The 19937-nt window shown below is 68.6% G+C and carries 17 protein-coding genes and 1 pseudogene; 8 read left to right on the top strand and 10 right to left on the bottom strand.

What is annotated here, in order from left to right:
- Positions 1 to 202 precede the first annotated feature (202 nt).
- A complete protein-coding gene (locus tag P1L40_RS20525) occupies positions 203 to 376 on the top strand; it encodes a hypothetical protein (RefSeq protein WP_284011246.1) in 174 nt (57 codons plus the stop codon).
- Positions 377 to 427: 51 nt separating this feature from the next.
- On the opposite strand, the gene P1L40_RS20520 is transcribed toward P1L40_RS20525, so the two are convergent.
- Entirely contained in the window at positions 428 to 3112 is a 2685-nt protein-coding gene (locus P1L40_RS20520; RefSeq protein WP_284011245.1) for a PAS domain-containing protein, read from the bottom strand.
- Between the two features lie 209 nt (positions 3113 to 3321).
- Here P1L40_RS20520 and P1L40_RS20515 point away from each other — a divergent pair, with 209 nt between their 5' ends.
- A complete protein-coding gene (locus tag P1L40_RS20515) occupies positions 3322 to 3708 on the top strand; it encodes a hypothetical protein (RefSeq protein WP_284011244.1) in 387 nt (128 codons plus the stop codon).
- A 42-nt stretch (positions 3709 to 3750) separates the two neighbouring features.
- On the opposite strand, the gene P1L40_RS20510 is transcribed toward P1L40_RS20515, so the two are convergent.
- The 7 genes and pseudogenes from P1L40_RS20510 to P1L40_RS20480 form a co-directional block, all read right to left on the bottom strand.
- The gene (locus tag P1L40_RS20510) at positions 3751 to 4596 is read right to left on the bottom strand and encodes a class I SAM-dependent methyltransferase (RefSeq protein WP_284011243.1); all 846 of its coding nucleotides are present in this window, start codon (positions 4594 to 4596) and stop codon (positions 3751 to 3753) included.
- A gap of 2 nt (positions 4597 to 4598) precedes the next feature.
- Entirely contained in the window at positions 4599 to 4973 is a 375-nt protein-coding gene (locus P1L40_RS20505) for a 6-pyruvoyl trahydropterin synthase family protein (protein WP_284011242.1), read from the bottom strand.
- A 25-nt stretch (positions 4974 to 4998) separates the two neighbouring features.
- Complete coding sequence (locus tag P1L40_RS20500) at positions 4999 to 6027, bottom strand: zinc-dependent alcohol dehydrogenase (RefSeq protein WP_284011241.1); 1029 nt, start codon at positions 6025 to 6027, stop codon at positions 4999 to 5001.
- Positions 6020 to 6802: a GTP cyclohydrolase IIa gene (locus tag P1L40_RS20495; protein WP_284011240.1), complete on the bottom strand. Its 783-nt coding sequence runs from the start codon at positions 6800 to 6802 to the stop codon at positions 6020 to 6022. Before P1L40_RS20495 ends, P1L40_RS20500 begins: the two co-directional genes overlap by 8 nt.
- A 25-nt stretch (positions 6803 to 6827) precedes the next feature.
- Positions 6828 to 7601 (bottom strand): CDP-alcohol phosphatidyltransferase family protein, encoded by a 774-nt coding sequence (locus P1L40_RS20490; protein WP_284011239.1) that lies wholly within the window; start codon positions 7599 to 7601, stop codon positions 6828 to 6830.
- Positions 7598 to 8947 carry a Gfo/Idh/MocA family protein gene (locus P1L40_RS20485; RefSeq protein ID WP_284011238.1) on the bottom strand — a complete coding sequence of 450 codons (1350 nt, stop codon included), beginning with the start codon at positions 8945 to 8947 and terminating at the stop codon, positions 7598 to 7600. The genes P1L40_RS20490 and P1L40_RS20485 overlap by 4 nt, the downstream gene beginning before the upstream one ends.
- A gap of 116 nt (positions 8948 to 9063) precedes the next feature.
- Positions 9064 to 9342, bottom strand: a pseudogene (locus P1L40_RS20480) (Gfo/Idh/MocA family protein); the annotation flags it as partial.
- 73 nt (positions 9343 to 9415) lie between these two features.
- Between P1L40_RS20480 and P1L40_RS20475 the strand changes: the two are divergent.
- The 5 genes from P1L40_RS20475 to P1L40_RS20455 all read left to right on the top strand — a co-directional run bounded on the left by P1L40_RS20475 (position 9416) and on the right by P1L40_RS20455 (position 15203).
- Entirely contained in the window at positions 9416 to 10537 is a 1122-nt protein-coding gene (locus P1L40_RS20475) for a glycosyltransferase family 4 protein (RefSeq protein WP_284011237.1), read from the top strand.
- 176 nt (positions 10538 to 10713) lie between these two features.
- Entirely contained in the window at positions 10714 to 11955 is a 1242-nt protein-coding gene (locus P1L40_RS20470) for an ABC transporter substrate-binding protein (protein WP_284011236.1), read from the top strand.
- Between the two features lie 2 nt (positions 11956 to 11957).
- Positions 11958 to 13073, top strand: a complete 1116-nt coding sequence (locus P1L40_RS20465; protein WP_284011235.1) for a FecCD family ABC transporter permease — start codon at positions 11958 to 11960, stop codon at positions 13071 to 13073.
- A complete protein-coding gene (locus tag P1L40_RS20460) occupies positions 13073 to 13954 on the top strand; it encodes an ABC transporter ATP-binding protein (protein ID WP_284011234.1) in 882 nt (293 codons plus the stop codon). Before P1L40_RS20465 ends, P1L40_RS20460 begins: the two co-directional genes overlap by 1 nt.
- Positions 13955 to 14009: 55 nt before the next feature.
- A complete protein-coding gene (locus P1L40_RS20455) occupies positions 14010 to 15203 on the top strand; it encodes an ABC transporter substrate-binding protein (protein ID WP_284011233.1) in 1194 nt (397 codons plus the stop codon).
- Positions 15204 to 15276: 73 nt separating this feature from the next.
- On the opposite strand, the gene P1L40_RS20450 is transcribed toward P1L40_RS20455, so the two are convergent.
- A complete protein-coding gene (locus tag P1L40_RS20450; protein WP_284011232.1) occupies positions 15277 to 15966 on the bottom strand; it encodes a CPBP family intramembrane glutamic endopeptidase in 690 nt (229 codons plus the stop codon).
- A 220-nt stretch (positions 15967 to 16186) separates the two neighbouring features.
- Between P1L40_RS20450 and katG the strand changes: the two genes are divergently transcribed.
- Positions 16187 to 18319, top strand: coding sequence for a catalase/peroxidase HPI (gene katG, locus P1L40_RS20445; protein ID WP_284011231.1), 2133 nt, complete (start codon positions 16187 to 16189; stop codon positions 18317 to 18319).
- A gap of 526 nt (positions 18320 to 18845) precedes the next feature.
- On the opposite strand, the gene P1L40_RS20440 is transcribed toward katG, so the two are convergent.
- Positions 18846 to 19865, bottom strand: coding sequence for an AIR synthase family protein (locus tag P1L40_RS20440; protein ID WP_284011230.1), 1020 nt, complete (start codon positions 19863 to 19865; stop codon positions 18846 to 18848).
- Positions 19866 to 19937 lie beyond the last annotated feature (72 nt).

Genomic DNA, 19937 nt, shown 5'->3' with positions numbered 1-19937 from the left:
CACTGGACGACTCGTCGGGGATGGCTTCGGAACACGACGCGGTCACGGCTGCGGTGGACACCTCGGTCATCGGCCGCGGCTTAGGACTGCCCGCCTAAACCGGTTTGGCGCCGGAGGCGGGCGCTGTCGACGGCCGCGGGGCAGCCACACCCGTCCGGGTCCCGGCACGGCCGTATATGTGTATCGAGCCCGAACTGCCGGTATGGGACTCGCGACAGACCTCTTGAACGGAATCGTCTCACTGGTTATCAGCGTCGCCATCACCGTCGCGATGGCCGACGACGACGGCGGCCCGTACGAGCTGAGCGAGGTGGCACTGGCAGTCGCGATCACGGGCTTTCTCTCCGGGTTCTTCACAAGCTACTTCGCGAAGTGACCGCCGAGCGGGACGCCGTCGGGTCGCCGAACCGGCCCGATCGTCCGGTGCTCAGGGGGTCGCCGACTCCGCTTTCGGGAGTTCGACGGTGAAGACGCTCCCTTCGGGCTCGTTGTCGTCGATCCGGAGGTCGCCACCGTAGGTGTCGAGCAGCGTCTGGACGAGATACAGGCCGATCCCGGTACCGGTGCTGTCGAGCCCGGTTTCGCCCTCGTCGGTGATCGTGTCTTTCCGCGTCTCGTCGATCCCAGTGCCGTTGTCGGCGACTTCGACCACGACAGAGTCCGATCGTTCGGTCGCGGCGACATCGATCTCGACGGTCTCCTTGTCGTTGTGCTGGACCGCGTTCGTCAGGAGGTTCCGAAACACCGACGGGAGCATCTCGTTCGCCCGGACGTGGATGCCCGGAATCGACTCCTCGATCGACACTTCGACGTTGCTGTGGGCCCGCTGGACGTTGTCGAGTTGCCCCCGGAGCGTTCGCCTGAGCGGGATTGGGTCGGCGGTCGCATCGTCCTGTAACATCACTTCAGCCAGTTCCCGAGCGGATCGCGTCAGTTCGACCGCCGACTCCGTGTTCGCGAGGATACGGTCGAGCGTCTCCTGCGTGCCCTCGTCGACGCGGGGCTTGAGGGCGTCGGCGTAGCCAAACACCGCCTGGAGGTCGTTGCGGATGTCGTGGCGGACCATCTGGTCCAGCATTTCGAGGTCGTTGCGCTGGTCTTTGAGCGTCGCTTTGCGGTCGAGACTCTCTAGGACCGTCGTCGCGTTCTGCCCGAGCGTCTCGGCGAGATACCGCTGATCGTCGGTGATCGTGCGCTGTTCGAGCGCTGCACACGACAGAATCCCGTACGATCCAAGCGGGACGAAGATCGCCGATCCGAGCGGTCTGTTGGGCGCGATCTCGTCCCGTTGAAGAGTGTCCAGGATCTCGATTTCCTCCTGTTCGTAGAGCTCCCAGAGCCAGTCGCCGCGATCGTGTGTCACGGGGTCGTCGGGGAGGTGGGGTGCCAGTGTATCGGAGTGGGCCGCCAGTTCGAGACCGTCGTGACTCTCGGTCGGGACCCAGACGGTCGGGGCCTCGAACCCGAGCAGTTCGTTCGCCGCGTCGACGGTTCGCTCGGCGGCTTCGCGTCTGGAGTCGGCGTCGATGAGGTCCCGCGTGGCGTCGTGGAGCGCCTCGATCGCTCGCTGGTAGCTCTTTCGCTCTCTGATGTCTTCGAGGATCGCCAGATACTCCGTCCCCTCGCTTGTCTCGACAGTGGTCAGCGAGAGGCTGACATCGATCCGGTCGCCGTCGTTCGCTCGACAGACCGTCTCCGTCGAGTGGATCGTCCCCTGCTCGTCGACCGAATCGAGTATCCGCTCGAACTGTGGGCGGCGCTGCTCCGGGACGAACGGCGCGGGTTCACCGACGACCGCGTCCGCGGTCCAGCCGAACACCTGTGTCGCGCTCTCGTTCCACAGCGTCACGCGGTGGTCGCTGTCGAGCATGACGATCGGGTTCGGCGCCGACTCGACGACGGCCGCGAGCGTGTTCTTCGTCGCTTCGAGTTCCTGCTCGCGGTCCTTCCGCTCGGTGATGTCGCGGCTGACACCCATCAGTCCGACCACCTCGCCCGTCTCGTCCCGGTAGGGGAACTTGTTGTCGATGAAGACGTGTTTCTCGCCGTCGACGTACCGGACCACCTCCATCGTCGACGGCGTGCCGGCCGCCATCACCGCGCTGTCGTCCCGCCTGATGGCGGCGGCGCTTGGCGCCTCGAACAGCTCTTCGTCGGTCTTCCCGACGACCGCCTCCGGCTCTAACCCGAACACGTCCGCACCGACCTCGTTGATGAACCGGTACTCGCCCGTCGCCTCCTTGATGAAGATTGCCTCGGACGTGTTCTGGACGATCGCGTCGAGCCGTTGCTCTGCCTCTTCCAGTTGCACCTCCCGAGAGCGCCGTTCGGTGATGTCACGCGCCGAGACGATCAGCGACTCCACCTCGCCGGTGTCGTCGACGACCGGTCTGACGGTGCCGGTGACGACCACCTCGCCGTCGTCCTGTCCCGGATGGACCGCGTCGAACTCGACGTACTCCCCTTCGGCAGCCCGGTCGAGCCATTCGGTCACGTCCTCGACGAGGTCCTCGTCGTGGTTCCACCACGGCGTCTCGGGGAACGGTTCGCCCTCGACCGCCTCGCGGTCGGCGTCGACCCGCGCCAGCGCCGCCTCGTTGACGTGGTCGGTCGTCCCGTCGGGCTCGACGATCCCGACCAGCAACTGCGGGTCGTTCAACACCGCCTCGAACCGGCGCTGGTTCCGTTCGAGTCGCTGTTTCGTCCGATCCGTCTCCGTGTAACCGTGCTCGGCGTTCCCGTCCCCGGATGGTGCCGGTTCCACGTCGCTCTCGTCGGGAACGGCGGCCGAGGTTGGCGTGAAGACGACGGAGACGCCGTCGGGACCGGGGTGGACCCGAGCGGTGTACTCCGTCGCGGTCTCCTCGCGGTGCCACTGGAAGGTCTGAGGCTGCCCGGTCTCGGCGGCCGTTCTGACCGCCTCGACACCCGCGGGCGTGAGGAACAGCTCTCCGAGGGGCGTCCCCCGGAGATCGGTCTCGTCGACAGCCGCGACCGCCGACGCCCTGTTCACGTACGAACACCGTAGATCGGCGTCGAATCCGATCACCGGGTCCACCACTCGATCGAGCGTACGACGCGCTGGGTCCTCCGCACGCTCTGTCTCACCCATGCGCGGGATGTTTCTATGAAGCACAATGAATCCTCATGTTCCGTGACTGCCACGTGATAGAATAGGAGCCGATTCGATGCTGTTTCCCTCGTGTAACTCCCCCTATCATTACATTTTCGACATATCCCGCGTGCACCAGCGGCGCTCGCGGCCGACGGGCGGAGCGATCCCGGCCGACCATTTATTCTCGTCCGGTTCCATCACCGGATATGAGTACGGCGACGGAGTCCGGACTGGTCGATCTCGACACGCTGGAGCCGCTGCACTACCTGGGAATCGCCCTCGCGCTCGTCAGCGGACTCATCCACCTCCAACTCGGTGTCTCCTTCGCGCCGAGTCCGCTGGGGCTGTCCTTCCTGTTCGCCGGAGTGGTGTTCGTCCTCGCCAGCGTCGCGGTGGTCGCGAACGTCCGCCGCGGGCTCGTCTACCGGCTGGGGCTCCCGTTTACCGCCGGCCAGATCGTCCTCTGGTACTACGTGAACTTCGTCGCGGGGCCGAAGGCGTTCCCGGCGGACGTGGGGACGCTCGGTGCGATCGACAAGATCGCGCAGGTCCTCTTGCTGGGCGTGTTGGTCCTGCTCATCCGGCGCGAGTGAGGTGCCCGCGGCCCAAGCCGTGACTGCCCGGTTCTTCCTGTGCTACGGTGCGTACAGCAGGTCGTACTGGTGAGCGACGTACGTGAGCTTCCCGTCGGCGAGTTGCTGTCGGCGGCTCGAGAGCCAGTCTCCGGTTCCGTCGACGGAGCGCCCGTCGAGAGCGTCGGCGACGAAATCGAGGAGACAGCTCAGGAAGTACCGCTCGTCGGCCGGGTAGCCGTCGTCGCGGGGGCGAACGATCCAGTCCGAACCCCCGACGGCGAGTAACTCCCCCGTCGCCGTTCGGAACCGGTCCAGCAGGTGGCGACCGGTCCGTGGGTCCCGGCCCGGCCGCTCGGCGATACTGTCGTGATACGCCCGCTCGATCCGGTCGTCGGCGGGGTGGTCGGGCTGGAACAGCGTCCCGCCGTCGAAAGTGATCGGGAGATAGGCCAGCCCGTCGTCCCCGACGGCGCGGTCGAGCGCGTCCAGCAGGGTTCCGTGGTCGACAAGGTCGGCGAACGCCTGGGCGACCACGAGGTCGGCGTCCCCGTCCGCGACGGCGGTCGCGTCGCCGGCGACGAACCGCACGTCGACGGCTTCGTCGGCTCCGACCGAGAACCCCTCGTCGGTCCCTGTGACCGGATAGCCGCGCTCGTCGAGGTCCAGGGCGCGGGTCTCGCAGGCGTAGTCGACGAGGTCGGCGTCCTGCTCGATACCGACGTAGGAGGACGGCTCGACGCCCCACTCCAGCAGGCGCGGGACCGTCACGCCGGTCCCGGCAGCGAACTCCACGACCGACGGTGAAGGCGGGAGCCGGTCGAGCAGTTCGTCCCGGACCAGCCGGTCGAGCGCGCGCTCGTCGACGGTCCGCTTGGCTTCGAGATAGCGGGCCTGTGCGTGGTCCATCGTCACAGCGACCGTTCGTAGCTGGCCCAGGCCACGTCGTCCTCCCACATCCGGACCGTGAGCCGTTCCGGTGTCGTGGTGTCGAGGCGGGCGGCGACCTCGTCGGCGAACACGCGTGCGAACCGCTCGACGCTCGGGTTGCCTTCGAAGGCAGGGATATCGTTCAGCAGTTCGTCCCGGTACCGGTCGGCGAGGCCGTCGAGGACCGCCTCAACGTCGTCGATGTCGAGGAGGTAGCCGTACTGACCCAGTTCCGGGCCGGCGAAGCGCACGTCGGCCTCGTAGTGGTGGCTGTGGACTTCCCCCTCCGGCCCGGGGTCCGGCACCGTCAGGAAGTGCTGGGCCACGAAATCGCGGGAGACGGACAGTTCGTACATAGCCGTCGGGTAGGGAGGGACCGGCTTAATTCCCCTGTTCGCCGTAGGTGAAGACGGTACTCAACACGTCCCGTTCGGCGGCCAGCATCTCGTAGGCGATCGGTGCGTCCGCGAACGGGATCCGGTGGGAGATCAACCGATCGAGGTCGTGGTGTCGCACGGTCTCGACGGCCCGATCCATCCGGCGGGCTTTGCTCCAGCGGCCCCGCAGCTCCGGCGAGAGCGTGCTCACCTGGCTCGACAGCAGGTCGACGCGGCCGCGGTGGAAGTGACCGCCGAGGTCCAGTTCCGCCGGTTTCGTTCCGTACCAGGAGCCGACGACGACGCGGCCGTCGTACCCCACCTGTTCGATGGCCGCGTCGAGCGCCACGGGGTTGCCCGACGCCTCGACCGCGAGATCGAACCCCGCAGGACCCGGTCCCGCGGGACCGGTCGTCTCCTCGATCCCCTCCGGCGTGGCGGTCTCGGTCGCACCCAGCGCCGACGCGAGGTCGCGGCGCGCCTCCACGGGGTCGACGACGGTCAGGGAGGAAAGCGGGAACGACGACAGGACCGCAGTCGTCGCGAGCCCGATGGGGCCGGCACCGAAGACGACGGCGCGCTCGCCGACGCGTGGAGCACCGTCGAGGACGAAGTTCACGGCCGTCTCGGCCGTCGGGAACAGCGTCGCGGTCGCCGGCTCCATCCCCGCCGGGACCTCGTAGAGGGCGTCGGGCGGGGCACAGAAGTGGCTCTCGTGGGGGTTAAACGCGAAGACGGTCCGTCCCCGCCACGACGGGTCGATCTCGGCTCCGGTTTCGACGACACGTCCGACGGCAGCGTAGCCGTACGTGATCGGGTACTCGAAAGTACCTTCGAAGGTATCTATCGTCTCGTCGACGGCCATCTCCTCGGGGACCTCGCCGTTGTACACAAGGAGTTCGGTGCCGGGACTCACCCCAGAGACGGTCGTCTCGACCAGTACCTCGTCGGCGTCGGGGGCCGGTCGGCGCCGCTCGCGGACGCTGACGGAGCCGGGGCGGTCGAAGTAGAGTGTCCGGGCGGTGTCAGTCATCGGCGTTTGCGTCGGCCGCGGTCGTCACCCACTCGCCCGTCGCCCGGCCGCTTTCGAGCGCTTCCTTTGCCCCCTGACCGGCCACCTGTGCCGTCCCACCGGTCCCGACGCCGACGCGCATCTCGACGCCGGTCGCCTCCCGGACGGCCGCGAGCACGTCGTCGTAGGTGTCCATCGGGAGGGCCGGACAGACCGAGATAGCGTTGTCGCCGCCGACGAAGGCCGTGACGCCGCCGTGGGGACGGAGTTCGTCCCCGAGTGCGAGCGCCGCCCGGCGGATCCGGCGCTCGGTGTCGAAGGCGTGTTCGTCGTCCGTGTAGCGGCCGGTCGCGTCGACGACATCGAAGTGTGCGACGGTGATCGGACCGGTCGGCGTGCCCCCCCTGGCGACCGCCAGTTGCTCGGTCCGGTCGGCGTCCTGTGCGCTCCCGGTGTCCTGCAAGGCGTCGCTCGCGGCGCCGAGCGCGTCGATCGGCGTCTCCCCCGTCCCGATCCCGACGCTCGCCGTCACGGGGTAGCGGTTCCGCACACGTTCCTGGAACCGCCGGTGTTCATCGGGCGTGACGTGGTTGGTCACGGCGAGCAGGTTGTCGTACCTGCCCGGGAACACGTAGCCCTCGCGGCTGCCGACGAAGTCGGCGAGGTCGGCATAGAGGCGGGACTGCAACGCCTGCAACGCGGGCTCGGGGCGTGGCTCCGGTGTCACGGTCCACGGCCCGTAGTCGTCCAACTGCACGAGCGAGAACTGTACGACGGGGTCTGGACGCTCTGTCACATGGTACTGTTGGCTCCCAGCCGTTTCATTCTTCGGTTGCCAGGACGGTGACCGCGAGGAAGTCCCGGGCGAACACGGCCAGGGACGGGACGAGGACGAACGGCGCGGCGGCGGCGACGACCCCGGTCGGGACGACGGGGACGAGCGCGAGTGTGAGAAAGCCCATCTGGAGCCCCGACAGCGGCCGGCGGAGCCGGCTCGGCGGGAGCGAGCCGACCGTCCCGCCGCGAGCGCGATACAGCCGACAGCCCGCGCGGTAGCAGTACCGGGCGGCCGACAGCGAGAGGTACCAGACCGGCAGCCAGCCCCAGGCGACGGCGACGAGCGGGGCCACGAGGAAGCCGGTGGTGTCGACCGCCATGTCGAGTCGGGCGCCCAGGCGCGACTCGGTGCCCAGCGAGCGTGCGACCGCCCCGTCCACGCTGTCGAGGACGACCGCGACGCCGTACCCGACCGCAGGGAGCCAGACGTACGGCCCTCGCGGGTCGAGGAGGAGGAAGCCGGCGACACCGCCGATCAGGACGCCGCGAGCGACGGTGACGGCGTTTGCGACTCCGAACGACTCCATCGCCATCCCGTCGGCGGTCCGTGTTTCGTCGCGGTGGCGCCAGAGGAAGGCGGCGAGGAAGGCGACGACGACGGCCGTCGGCCCGAGCCACAGCCGCGCCGTCTCGGGCATCGTCGCGCCGGCGACCCACCGGTAACCCGATCCGACGGCGGCCAGCGCGACGGCGCCGAGTGCGAGCCCCTCGATAGCCCGCCGCCGTTCGCCGATCGCAGTTCCGCCGTCGTGACTCATTCCGATGTCGCCTCCCTCGCCCGCTCGTCGCCGGCCAGCAGCGTCGTCCCAGCACCGGCGAGCGCCGTCTCGAAGTCGGTCCCGACGACCGGGACGACGCCCCGCTCGACCGCCTGGGCGACCGCCGCTCGCAGCGGTGCGCAGTCGAGCCGATCCGCAAGCGCACGGGCGCGGTCGTCGACGAGGTCGGTCGGGTCGTCGAGCACCGCCATGACCCGGGTCCCGGATCGGTGGTGGGCCGACAGCGCCGTCGAATCCGGCGGCTCGGTCACTCCCACGAGGGATTCGTCGTCGGCGGTGTCGGACGGCGACGCCAGGACGGGGCCGACGGCACGGACCCGTCCGTCGTCACACAGCCTCGTCGCGGCTGCCAGCCGGTCGGCCGTCGGCTTCCGGACCAGCACGGAGTCGAGCGGGTCGCCGAGCGCAGTGGTGAGGCGGTCGATACTGCGGTCGACCGCTCGCTGGGCGGGGACGAGGCCGGCGAGATGGAGCGAGTCCCAGTCGGCCGTCCCGGGCGCGGTCAGTGCCGACCCGGCGGCCGCCGCACCCGACGGCTCGACGACGAGCAGTCGAGAGCCGCTGTCCAGTAGCGCGGCGGGGTCGGCCGCCGTCCGGTCGCGGACGAGTGCGCCGACGGGCGGCAGTCGGAGGCTGGCCCGCCCGGTCGGCGTGTCTGAGAGCCGAAACGTGGGTGGCGCCGGCCGGTCGCGGTCGACGCCACCGCCGTCGAGGTGGACCGCGTCCCCCGTCTCGGCGACGCGCTCGATGGCCTCACAGACGGCGACGACGTGGGCGCCGCGCCGGGCGGTACTCCGGTCGGCCTCGCCGCGGCGGATCGAGCCGGCGAGGTCGGCCGGACCGTCGGCGTACGTGCCGGACGGCGCCGGGGTCGTCGGCGGGACGGGTGTGTACTCCCGGCCGACGCGACCGAACTGGACCCGGTCGTCGCCGTCGGCCTGCGCGCCGGTGTCGTCGACGTACAGCGAGCCGTCGTCGCCGTGGAGTTCGAGGCCGTAGAACTCCCGCGCCCGGTGTGGCGCGTAGAGGCTCGCCGTCAACTGGACCCGCGGCCCGTCGCGGTGTTCGAGGACGGCCTCGACGTGGGTCGGCGCGTCCGGTCGCTGCCGCTCGCGGTCGGGCCATGGCCGGGACGTGTCGGCACTGACGATTGTCTCGAACGGGCCGAACCAGGCGACCAACAGGGTCAGCGGGTAGACCGCGCCGTCGTACAGCGGACCGACCGCGAGAAACGACGCTGGCCGGTCGTGCCACTCGGTGACGCGGCCGACGTGCGCCGTCGCGTCGGCGACCCGGACCCGACCCGCCCGACCGTCCGCGAGCAACTGTGCGGCCCGCCGTTGGCCCGGGTTCCCCGGATTCGTCGGCGCACACCCCAGCCCGAGGCCTCGCTCGGCCGCGAGCGCGACGAGCGCGTCGGCCGTCGCGGCGTCGAGCGCGAGGGCTTCTCCGTGAAGACGTGACGGCCCGCGTCGAGCGCCTGCCGCGTCACCGGCGCGTGTGCGGCGTGGCTGGTGAGGTTGACGACCAGCGGTGCCGCCTCCGCGGCCAGCGCCGTCTCGATGTCGGCGTAGGCTCGCCCCCCCACAGTCGCCGCGGCTTTCCGTGCGCGGTCCTCGTCGCGGTCACAGACGGCGGCGACGGCGAGTTCGGGTCGGTCGGTCAACTCGGGCAGGTAGTTCCCGGCGACCGATCCCGCGCCCACGACGAGACATTCCATACCTACTGCAGGGCCGTCGAGCAAAAAAGCGCAGTCCCTACAGTTTTAGGCCGGCTCGCTCCGAGACCGTAGTATGGCACGGGTGGCGGTCCTGCACAACACGCTCGACTTCAACGGCGGCGCGGACGCCGTCTGCCTCCACGTCTGTGAGGCGCTCCAGGCCGCTCACGACGTGACGCTGTTCACGATCTCGGAAACGTCGCTGTCGGCGTTGAACGAGCTGTTCGGGACCGACGCGGCCGTAACCGTCGAGACGCTGCCCGGCACCGGTCCGCTGGCACGGCTCCTCGCGCGGGTGGACGACTGGCGCGGCCCCCAACTGGCGTTCCGGAGCGTCCTGCTCGATCGGTGGTTCCGCCGGCGGGCCGCAGCGTTCGACCTCGCGGTCAGCACCGCAAACGAGTTCGCGCTCCCCGTCCCGTCGGTGCAGTACGTCCACTTCCCCCAGTTCAACGGTCACGTGGCCGGCCCCGACGGCGTCCACGGCGGCGGGGTGGCCGATCGGGTCTGGACACGGATGGCAGGCCTCGACGACCGGCGGCTCCCGGCGGACGCGACGCTGCTCGCGAACTCGACGTACACGGCAGACCACGTCGTCGCCAGGTACGGCCGCGGCGCGAGCGTCGTCCATCCACCGGTCGATCCGATCCCCGGCGAGCCCTGGGCCGACCGCGAGCGTGGCGTGGTGACCGTCGGCCGCATCGCGCCGGACAACCGCACGCTAGACGCGATCCGGGCCGTCGACGGCGTCAGGGAACGCGGGTACGACCTCCACCTCCACCTGGTCGGGTCGGCCGCCGAAGCCTACCGGTCATACGTCGACCGCGTCGAGGCCGCCGTCGCGGCCCGCGAGCACGTCACCCTGGAGCGATCCGTCCCGCGGACTCGACTGGAGGCGCTGCTGGGGAGCCACCGCTACGGGCTGAACCCGAAGCGCGGCGAACACTTCGGGATGGCGCTGGCGGAGTACGTCGCGGCGGGTATGGTACCGTTCGCCCACGACTCGGGCGGGCAACGCGACGTGGTCGACGGCGCCGAGGACCGCCTGTTCGGGACCGTCACAGAGGCCACAGAGCGACTCGTCGCGGCGATCGAAGCGGACGCCCGACCCCGGCTTCCCCCGGATCGGTTCGCCGTGGACCGGTTCCACGAGCGAATCCGCACCGCAGTCGACGACCGCCTGGCCGGTCGCTGAGCCGTCGCCGGGACTCGGGTCGGTCGACAGCGAGGACGTGTGATCCGCGCCGCGCTCGAACGCCCGCGGACGGCCCGCGGATGTGTCCCGAGTGTGGGGCCTCGGGATCGTCCAGCACGTATTCGGTCGGCCTAAAGTTCGAGAGGTTTTTATACCAATTAGGCTAGCCTAAACCCATGGAACGAGAGCCGGACGGATCGACCACTCCGACGCGCAGAGAGTACGTGAAATACGGCGGTGCACTCATCGGTGGGGGCCTGGTGGCGGGCTGTTCGAGTGGCAGTGGCTCGCCGGACGGCTCAGCGTCGACCGACGACGAGACGGCGGCTGCGACGGCGTCGGCCGCGTCGACGGAACAGGGCTACGCCGTAACGATGTCGCCGGTCGGGACCGTCGAGTTCGGATCGGTCCCCACGGACGTAGCGGTGTACAGTCTCCTCTACGCCGACGCAGCGGTCGCATACGGGCACAGCGGGGCCGTGAACTCGCTGGGGTTCGACGCCGAGACCGGGGGAAACACCCTCGATGCGTACTACGAGCGGCTCGACGGCGTCTCGTTCGACTCGACTGAACTGACCCAGCTCAACGCCGGTTCGGGGGACGTTCAGGTCGACAAGGAACTGCTGTACGAACTCGACTCCGACCTGCATCTGCTGGACCCGGCGCTGCTCGACTCCTTCGACGGGTGGGACCGATCGGACATCGAGGACATCACCGACGGCGTCGCGCCGTTCTTCGGAAACACGTTCAGCCGAACGCACGGCGCCCCGCCGGAGGGCTGGCGCGGGTCTTACGAGTACTACACGCTCTGGGAGATCGTGGAGAAGGTGGCCGAAGTGTTTCGCGCGACGGACCGCTACGAGCGACTCGCCGCCGTCCGGGAAGAGCTAGTGGGCGAGATCCAGTCGTCGCTCCCGCCCGAGTCCGAGCGACCGACGGTCGCCTCGGGTATCTTCGTCGAGGGGAGCTTCTACCCGTCGAAACTCAACTCGCCGGGCTTCGGGAACGCACACACCCGGCCGCTGGGGGCGACCGACGCTTTCGCGGGGACCGACGCGGGCTTCGGGACGACCTACGACTACGAGACCCTGCTCGAGGTCGATCCCGACGTGTTCCTCCATCAGTACGGCATCGCCGCCTACTACGACGTGGCCGACATCCGCGAGACGGTCGCGGCCGACCCCGTCGGCGGCGACCTGACCGCGGTCACGACCGACCGGTTCTATCCATCGGGGACGCCAGTCCAGGGACCGCTGATGAACCTCTTCCAGCTCGAGATGACCGCCAAGCAACTGTACCCCGACCGGTTCGGCGAGTGGCCGGGCTACACCCAGGGAGAGCCGTATCCGGAGATTCCGGAGGCCGAGCGGCTGTTCGACCGCCAGCGGGTCGCCGACATCGTCGCCGGGGCGTTCTAGGAATGGCGACGGAAGCGGCGTCCGGTCCGGACGCGAGCGGCCGGCGCGAACAGCTGTCGGGCTGGTTCGACGGCTCCCTGATCGGCCTCTGTCTGGGCAGCCTCGCCGTCGTCGTCGCCGGCGGGCTCGTTCAGGTGAGCTTCGGCGCGTTCTCGATGACGGTTCTCGACGCCTGGCAGGCCGTCTTCAACCCGAACGTGCTCTTCGACGCGGACGCCTGGGCGGCGTTCCTGCTGGGCAGCGAAGTGCCGGAGATGAGCAGGCGGAGCCTGGTCGTCTGGAACATCCGGCTCCCCCGCGTGTTCGTCGGCGTACTGGTCGGGATGAACCTCGCGGTCTCGGGGGCGATATTCCAGGCGGTCACCCGGAACGAACTCGCGAGCCCGTACATCCTCGGCGTCTCCTCGGGTGCTGGGCTGTCGATCCTGCTGACGCTCGTGGTCTTCTCCGGGTTGAGCGCGTTCCTGCCGCTGATCGCCTCGGCCGGTGGCGCCGTCGCCTTCCTCGTCGTCTACGCGATCGCCTGGAAGAACGGGACCAGTCCGGTCCGACTGGTGCTCGCCGGCGTGATCGTCGGGACCGTCTTCGGGAGCCTCCAGACGGCCGTTTTCTTCTTCGCCGACGACATCGGCGTCGTCCAGTCGGCCATCGCCTGGACGACCGGATCACTGACGGGGACCGGCTGGGAGCAAGTGCGGATGGCGCTTCCCTGGAGCGCCGTAGCCATGCTGCTGGCGCTGGTCAGTGCCCGTCAGTTGAACCTGCTGTTGCTCGGGGAGAGCACGGCCGAATCGCTCGGCATGAGCGTCGAGCGGGTGCGGTTTGCCCTCTCTGGGGTCGCCGTTCTGGCGGCCGCGGCCAGCATCGCCGTGGCGGGGATCGTCGGCTTCGTCGGTCTCATCGTCCCGCACGTGGTCCGCAACATCGTCGGCAGCGACTACCGGAAACTCGTCGTCGGCTGTGTGTTCGTCGGACCGGCGCTGCTGGTCGGCGCCGACGTGGGCGCACGGCTGGCGCTGAACCCCGTCCAGATTCCCGTCGGGATCGTGACTGGGCTGGTCGGCGGCCCGTACTTCCTCTATCTGATGCGCAAGCAACAACGGATGGGTGAGATCTGATGCCACCGAGACAACAACGAACGAACCGGGTAGAACCGACCGACGCGACGGCGACAGCCAGTGGCGACAGTGCCACTGATGGGAGAGTCGACGGGGAGGAGCTCGTCCTCTCGTACCCGGGCAGCGACAGCCCGGTGATCGACGGCGAGTCGGTCACGGCCACGCCCGGCGCGGTGACGGCGCTGGTCGGCCCGAACGGCTCGGGGAAGAGTACGCTGTTGAAGGGGCTGGCCGACCAGCTGTCGCCCGACGCTGGAACCGTCCGAATCGACGGCCAGGCGCTCCAGTCGTTCGACAAGAAGGAGTTCGCACGGACGCTGGGGCTGCTCTCCCAGGAGAGCACTTCGCCCGACAGCATCACCGTCGAGGAACTGGTGTATCACGGTCGCTATCCACACCGTGGGTTCTTCGAGGGCACCACCGAGGCCGACCAGCGCGCGGTCGAACGGGCGATCGACCTCGCCGGCTGCGGCCACCTGCGTGATCGGGAGGTCGGGCAGTTGAGCGGCGGCCAGAAACAGCTCGCCTGGATCGCGATGGTACTGGCTCAGGACACCGACGTGCTGCTACTGGACGAGCCGACGACGTTTCTGGACCTCCATCACCAACTTGAGGTCATGGAGATCATCGAGACGCTGCGCGAGGAGAGCGAGATTACGGTGGTGGTCGTCCTGCACGACATCGAGCAGGCGGCCCGGCTCGCCGACGAGATGGTCGCGCTCGGCGACGGCGAGATCCAAGCCCGCGGGACACCGGCGGAAGTCGTCACCGAGGACCTGCTCGCGGAGGTGTTCGAGATCGAGGCCGAAGTCGAGCAGACACCGCGCGGCCCACGGATCGAACCGCTCCGAGCGCGCCACGACGACGAGTCCGACCACTGACACACGGTCGTCGGATACCGATGGACTTTACTGATTTTAGGTTGGCCTAAAAACTATGACAGAGAATGAACCCGACCGAACGGGTCCGACGCGGCGAGAGTACGTCAAATACGGCGGCGCAATCGTCGGCGGCGGCTTGCTGGCCGGCTGTACCGGTACCAGCGGCTCCGAGTCGACGCCCACCGGAGAGCAGGTGACCGACACCACTACCCCGACGACGACCGGCACCGACGACGACAGCTACTCGGTGACGATGGACCCCGTCGGGGCCGTCGAGTTCGATAGCGTCCCCCAGTCTGTCGCACCCTTCACCGCAGACTACATCGACATGCTGGTCGCACTGGGGGAGGCCGACGCCGCCGAATCGATCTGGTATCGCGGCCGGTACAAGACGCTGCACTACGATCAACTGGACGGCGTCTCGATCGATCTCGACGGGCTCACGCAGTTGTGGAACGACGGGATTTCGAAGGAGCTGTTCTACGAGATCGACGCGGACCTGCATCTGATCGACCCCCACGCGCTGACCGACTGGTTCCAGGCCTGGGACCGGACGGATCTCGGCGAGATCAGGGACAACGTCGCCCCGTTCCTGGGGAACGTCATCTTCCGCCGGACGGACTCCTGGCACGACTATCGGTACTACTCACTGTACGAAGCCTTCGAGAAGGTCGCGGCCGTCTTTCAAGCGCAGGCACGTTTCGAGGCGATCAACGCGATCCACGAGGACCTCGTGGCGACGGTCCAGTCCCGGCTGCCCGCACCGGACGACCGCCCCGACGCGGCGCTGGTGTTCGGCGGGCAGGAACCGGAGGAGTTCACGCCATACCGGCTCGCGGGCAACGGCGCCAACAAGGAACACTTCCACACGCTGGGACTCTCCGACGCCTTCGCCGGGACGGACATCGACGGGCTGTCGACCAGCGATACGGGGACCATCGACTACGAGGCGCTCCTGGAAGTCGATCCGGATTCACTGCTTGTGCGGTACCACAAGCAGGGGCTGACCCGCGCGGAGTTCGAGGACGCCGTCGTCTCGCACCTGCGCGACCACGAACTCGGGAGCCAGTTGACGGCCGTCGAGAACGACCGCGTGTTCCGTGGCGGCCCGATCTACAGCGGTCCACTGCACAACCTGTTCATGATCGAGCGCTACGCGAAGGGGTACTTCCCGGAACGGTTCAGCGAAGCCGAACTGTTCGACCGGGACCATCTCGCGCGGGTCATCACCGACGGGGTCGAAGGATAACCGACGCGGCGAAGAAGGCCTCGCGTGGACGTGTACTCGGTGCGGCACGGGGTTCGACCGAGCGGGTGGTCGGTCAGAGGACCGCGGGTAACACGAGAATCATGAGGCCGTTGATGACGCCGTGGGTGAGCATACACGCCACGACGTTCCGTGACCAGACGTACACGGCCACGAGGACGAGTGTGAAAACCGTCTGCGGAATCGCCCCGACGAGGCCCCAGGCGGGGACGTGGACGGCGAGGAAGATTACTCCGCTGACAGCGGCGCCGATCCAGACCGTACCGGTCACCTCGGTCAGGCGTTCGATAGGGTAGCCACGCCAGAGGATCTCCTCTGTGACGACGGCCGTCCCGACGATGGCTAGCTGCACCGGGACCGAGAGCTGGCCGAGGACCGACAGCGTCTCCGGTTGCTCCAGCTGTAACGTCACGACAGCGACGCCGGTCGTGATCAGCCCGAGGACGACACCGGCGAAGCCAGCGCCGAGTCCGACGGCTGCCTCCCCGCGTGTCGGGAACCGGAGCCCGATCGAACGCAATCGACGCCTCTCGCCGTACAGGACGATCACGAAGACCAGACCGACCAGGACCCAGCTCGACAGCGAGTTCGCCAGAAACGACCGCGTCGCCGTCGCGTCGGCCCACCGTGGCAGGTCGAGCAGTCCGAGCAACGGCGCCCCGAACAGGGAGACGAGCAGCCCCACGACGACGGCGACGCTGTCCCGACGCGAGCCCGCTCGGTCATCACGAGTCGACGAGGACATACTGCGAACGTGAGTCTGGACTTACATATATGGAGTGGACCGATCCCACACACCGAGAGCCGTGACGGCTGGCCCGGTCGGCTCGACGGGGCACGCCCCCCGCGACAGGGCGACGTTTCCGGCGTCGACTTCGCTAGTCGCATAATTTACTTTGTTTAGGACGAAGAATTCGTTTCCGATTTGGACAAGCTTAACAGGCAATAAGACAACTCTCTCAACGATGAGTAAGACAAATCGCGACTGGTGGCCGGACCAGTTGAACGTCGACGTTCTCGACCAGAACGCCGAACATGTCGATCCGATGGGCGAGGAGTTCGACTACGCAGCGGAGTTCCAGAAACTCGATCTCGACGAGGTGAAAGCCGACATCGAGGACGTGATGACGACCTCCCAGGACTGGTGGCCGGCCGACTACGATCACTACGGACCGCTGTTCATCCGGATGGCCTGGCACAGCGCCGGGACCTACCGGACCAACGACGGCCGCGGCGGCGCGGCCGAGGGGATGCAGCGGCTCCCGCCGCTGAACAGTTGGCCCGACAACGCGAACCTCGACAAGGCCCGGCGGCTGCTCTGGCCCGTCAAGCAGAAGTACGGCCAGAAACTCTCGTGGGCCGACCTGATCATCCTGGCGGGGAACGTCGCCATCGAGTCGATGGGCGCCAAGACGCTCGGGTTCGCCGGCGGGCGCGAGGACGCCTACAAGCCCGACGAAGCCGTCGACTGGGGCCCCGAAGACGAGATGGAGACGAACGAGCGCTTCGAGGAACCCGGCGAGATCCAGGAGGGACTCGGCGCGTCCGTGATGGGACTCATCTACGTGAACCCGGAGGGTCCCGACGGCAACCCCGACCCCGAACTGTCCGCGAAGAACATCCGCCAGACCTTCTCACGGATGGCGATGAACGACAAGGAGACGGCCGCGCTCATCGCCGGCGGTCACACCTTCGGGAAGGTCCACGGCGCGGACGACCCCGAGGAGAACGTGGGCCCCGAACCCGAAGCCGCCCCGATCGAGAAACAGGGGCTGGGCTGGGAACACGAGGGCGCGAAGCAGGGAGCGATGATCACGAGCGGTATCGAAGGTCCCTGGACCAGTTCACCGATCGAGTGGGACATGGGCTACGTCAACAACCTGCTCGAATACGAGTGGGCGGCACAGAAGGGTCCCGGCGGCGCCTGGCAGTGGACGCCGGTCGACGACGACATCGAGAGCGCGCCGGACGCGCACGACCCCGACGAGGAGGTCACGCCGATGATGCTCACCACCGACATCGCGCTGAAGCGTGACCCCGACTACCGGGAGGTCATGGAGGAGTTCCAGGACAACCCGATGGAGTTCGGGATCAACTTCGCGCGGGCCTGGTACAAACTCACCCACCGCGACATGGGCCCGCCCGAACGGTTCCTCGGGCCGGAGGTCCCCGACGAGGAGATGCTGTGGCAGGACCCGCTGCCCGACGCCGACTACGGGACGATCGATGCGGACGCCGCCGAGGACCTGAAGGCCGAACTGCTCGACTCCGAACTCTCGACCGCGCAGCTCGTCAAGACCGCCTGGGCCGCCGCGTCGACCTACCGCGACAGCGACAAGCGCGGCGGCGCCAACGGCGCCCGTCTCCGGCTCGAACCCCAGCGGAGCTGGGAGGTCAACGAGCCCGAGCAACTGGAGACGGTGCTCGACACGCTCGAAGACATCCAGCAGGCGTTCAACGAGTCCCGTTCGGACGGGACCCGCGTCTCGCTGGCCGACCTGATCGTGCTGGGCGGGAACGCGGCCGTCGAGCAGGCGGCGGCCGAGGCCGGCTACGACATCGAGGTGCCGTTCGAACCGGGCCGCGTCGACGCCACGGCCGAGCAGACCGACGTGGACTCGTTCGAGGCGCTCAAGCCGAAAGTCGACGGGTTCCGCAACTACGTCCCCGACGAGGTCGACCAGCCGGCAGAGGAACTGCTCGTCGACAGGGCGGAGCTGCTGAACCTCACCGCCGCCGAGATGACGGTGCTTGTCGGCGGCATGCGGGCGCTGGGTGCGACCTATCAGGACACGGACCTGGGCGTGTTCACCGACGAACCCGGGACGCTGACGAACGACTTCTTCACCACCCTGCTCACCATGGACACGGAGTGGGAACCGGTGTCGGAGTCCGGCGAGCTGTTCGAAGGGTACGACCGCGAGACGGGCGACCACGTGCGGGACGCGAGCCGCGTCGACCTCGTCTTCGGGTCGAACTCCCGGCTGCGCTCCATCGCCGAGGTGTACGGCGCCGACGACGCCGAGGAGAAGTTCGTCGAGGACTTCGTCGACGCCTGGCACAAGGTGATGACGCTGGATCGGTTCGACCTCGACTGATCGGCGACGCGATGGTCCGGGAGGCCCGCTTCGGGGCCGGTGCTCTCCGGGACTGATCGACGACGGGTAGAACGGCTACTCGCCCTCGGCACTGGAATGCGGACGAGTGCGGAGCTGCCGGACTGACGTAGTTGGGTATGCTGACCGGGCAGCGTCGGCTGGCACCACTTCGGGAGTTTCGCCCACGCGGTGACCGCGCCACCGGGAAAGAAAGGGATCACCCACCGATCCACTCGGCTGTTGTACCCCGATGGGCACCCAGATCGGACTCGGCGGCCGTTGTCGGCCGTCCGAGGGACATGACACCCTCGCAGTCCACCTGCCGCACGTGTCCCCAGCCGGGCGGGTCCCGGATGCCGAGGGGGTGGAGGAGCGTGTGTTCGACGTAGGGAGCGGGAACCGGGACCCGATCCGGACGTACCGAAAGAACGGCCATAAGCTTTCTGTACTTCCAGCGGACCGGCGTGGCGTATGGTGGTTCCGCGGCCGAGCAACAGCCCGTCAGCACAGCGGGCGTGAGCCGTCGTCACCGCTCCCCGAGAGCCGCCATCGCGTCCCACGAGGGGTCGGACGCCGGCTGCTCGACCCGGTCACCGTCGAGGACCAGTCCGGGTTCGTCCCCGGCGGCGTCGCGGACGGTACCGACGACCGACGCCGGTGTCCCAGTGGCGTCCAGGGCCTCGACTGCTTGGCGAGCCTGTTCCGGCGGGGCGGTCACCAGGAGCGTCCCCGCGCTCGTGACCAGCCAGGGGTCGACCCCCGCGGCGCGACAGACGGCTTCGACGCCCGGTCGGACGGGTGCGGCCCCGCGCTCGACATCGAAGACGACGCCCGCGCCGGTCGCCATCTCCGTGAGGCCCCCGACCACCCCGCCCTCGGTGGCGTCGTGTAGCGCCGTGGGAGTACAGGCATCGGTGATCGTGCGGGCGTCGGCGACGGCGAGGATGTCGTCGACGCGCTCCTGGGCCGTCGCGACCGTCTCCGCGGGCAGATCGAGCGCCTCGGGGAACAGGGTCGCGAACAGGCCGGCGACCTCCGCGGCCGGTCCCGTCGAGAGCACGATGTCGTCGCCCGGGCGGGCGCCGTCGGGCCGGATCACGTCCTCGTGTGCGCCGACGCCTAGCGCCGTCCCGCCGCCGACCCAGGAGTAGTCGACCCCCTCGTATCTGGCCGTGTGGCCGCCGACGATACTCACACCCAACTCGCGTGCGTGCTGGTGGATGCCGTCCCAGGTCGCGGCCAGTTGCGCGTCGGTCATCTCCGTCGGGAGCGTCAGCGTGATGGCGAAATGGGTCGGAGCCAGCCCGGAGACCGCGACATCGGTGAGGACGATGTCGAGCGCCAGACGGCCGGAGCGCTCGAAACCCAGGGCCGGCAGGATCGAGACGGGGTCGGTCGCGACAGCGACGGCCCGGTCGCCGATCGAGAGCACACCGAAGTCGACACCGTGGCGCGGCCCGAGCGCGACATCGTCCCGGTCGGCCCCCAGTTTCGGTGCGATAACCTCCTCGAAGACCCGACTGTCGATTTTCCCGCGATCAGTCATCGGCCTCCTCTCCGCGTGACGGCGACAAGTGTCCTGTGTCTCGTCCGCCCCGGCGATCGTGTCGAAGTTCTG

Origin of the sequence: Haloarcula pelagica (assembly GCF_030127105.1) — an archaeon.
Classification (GTDB): Archaea; Halobacteriota; Halobacteria; order Halobacteriales; family Haloarculaceae; genus Haloarcula; species Haloarcula pelagica.
The sequence above is the reverse complement of the archived record's forward strand: the minus strand, read 5'-3'. Positions and strand labels throughout refer to the sequence as shown.

Excerpts from the sequence above, each read along its gene's own strand:
- P1L40_RS20525 (WP_284011246.1), top strand. The coding sequence starts at position 203 with ATGGGACTCGCGACAGACCTCTTGAACGGAATCGTCTCACTGGTTATC.
- P1L40_RS20465 (WP_284011235.1), top strand. The coding sequence starts at position 11,958 with ATGGCGACGGAAGCGGCGTCCGGTCCGGACGCGAGCGGCCGGCGCGAA.
- P1L40_RS20470 (WP_284011236.1), top strand. The coding sequence starts at position 10,714 with ATGGAACGAGAGCCGGACGGATCGACCACTCCGACGCGCAGAGAGTAC.
- P1L40_RS20450 (WP_284011232.1), bottom strand. The coding sequence starts at position 15,966 with ATGTCCTCGTCGACTCGTGATGACCGAGCGGGCTCGCGTCGGGACAGC.
- P1L40_RS20490 (WP_284011239.1), bottom strand. The coding sequence starts at position 7,601 with ATGAGTCACGACGGCGGAACTGCGATCGGCGAACGGCGGCGGGCTATC.
- P1L40_RS20500 (WP_284011241.1), bottom strand. The coding sequence starts at position 6,027 with ATGACTGACACCGCCCGGACACTCTACTTCGACCGCCCCGGCTCCGTC.
- P1L40_RS20520 (WP_284011245.1), bottom strand. The coding sequence starts at position 3,112 with ATGGGTGAGACAGAGCGTGCGGAGGACCCAGCGCGTCGTACGCTCGAT.
- P1L40_RS20460 (WP_284011234.1), top strand. The coding sequence starts at position 13,073 with ATGCCACCGAGACAACAACGAACGAACCGGGTAGAACCGACCGACGCG.
- P1L40_RS20510 (WP_284011243.1), bottom strand. The coding sequence starts at position 4,596 with ATGGACCACGCACAGGCCCGCTATCTCGAAGCCAAGCGGACCGTCGAC.
- P1L40_RS20475 (WP_284011237.1), top strand. The coding sequence starts at position 9,416 with ATGGCACGGGTGGCGGTCCTGCACAACACGCTCGACTTCAACGGCGGC.
- P1L40_RS20515 (WP_284011244.1), top strand. The coding sequence starts at position 3,322 with ATGAGTACGGCGACGGAGTCCGGACTGGTCGATCTCGACACGCTGGAG.
- katG (WP_284011231.1), top strand. The coding sequence starts at position 16,187 with ATGAGTAAGACAAATCGCGACTGGTGGCCGGACCAGTTGAACGTCGAC.
- P1L40_RS20505 (WP_284011242.1), bottom strand. The coding sequence starts at position 4,973 with ATGTACGAACTGTCCGTCTCCCGCGATTTCGTGGCCCAGCACTTCCTG.
- P1L40_RS20440 (WP_284011230.1), bottom strand. The coding sequence starts at position 19,865 with ATGACTGATCGCGGGAAAATCGACAGTCGGGTCTTCGAGGAGGTTATC.
- P1L40_RS20455 (WP_284011233.1), top strand. The coding sequence starts at position 14,010 with ATGACAGAGAATGAACCCGACCGAACGGGTCCGACGCGGCGAGAGTAC.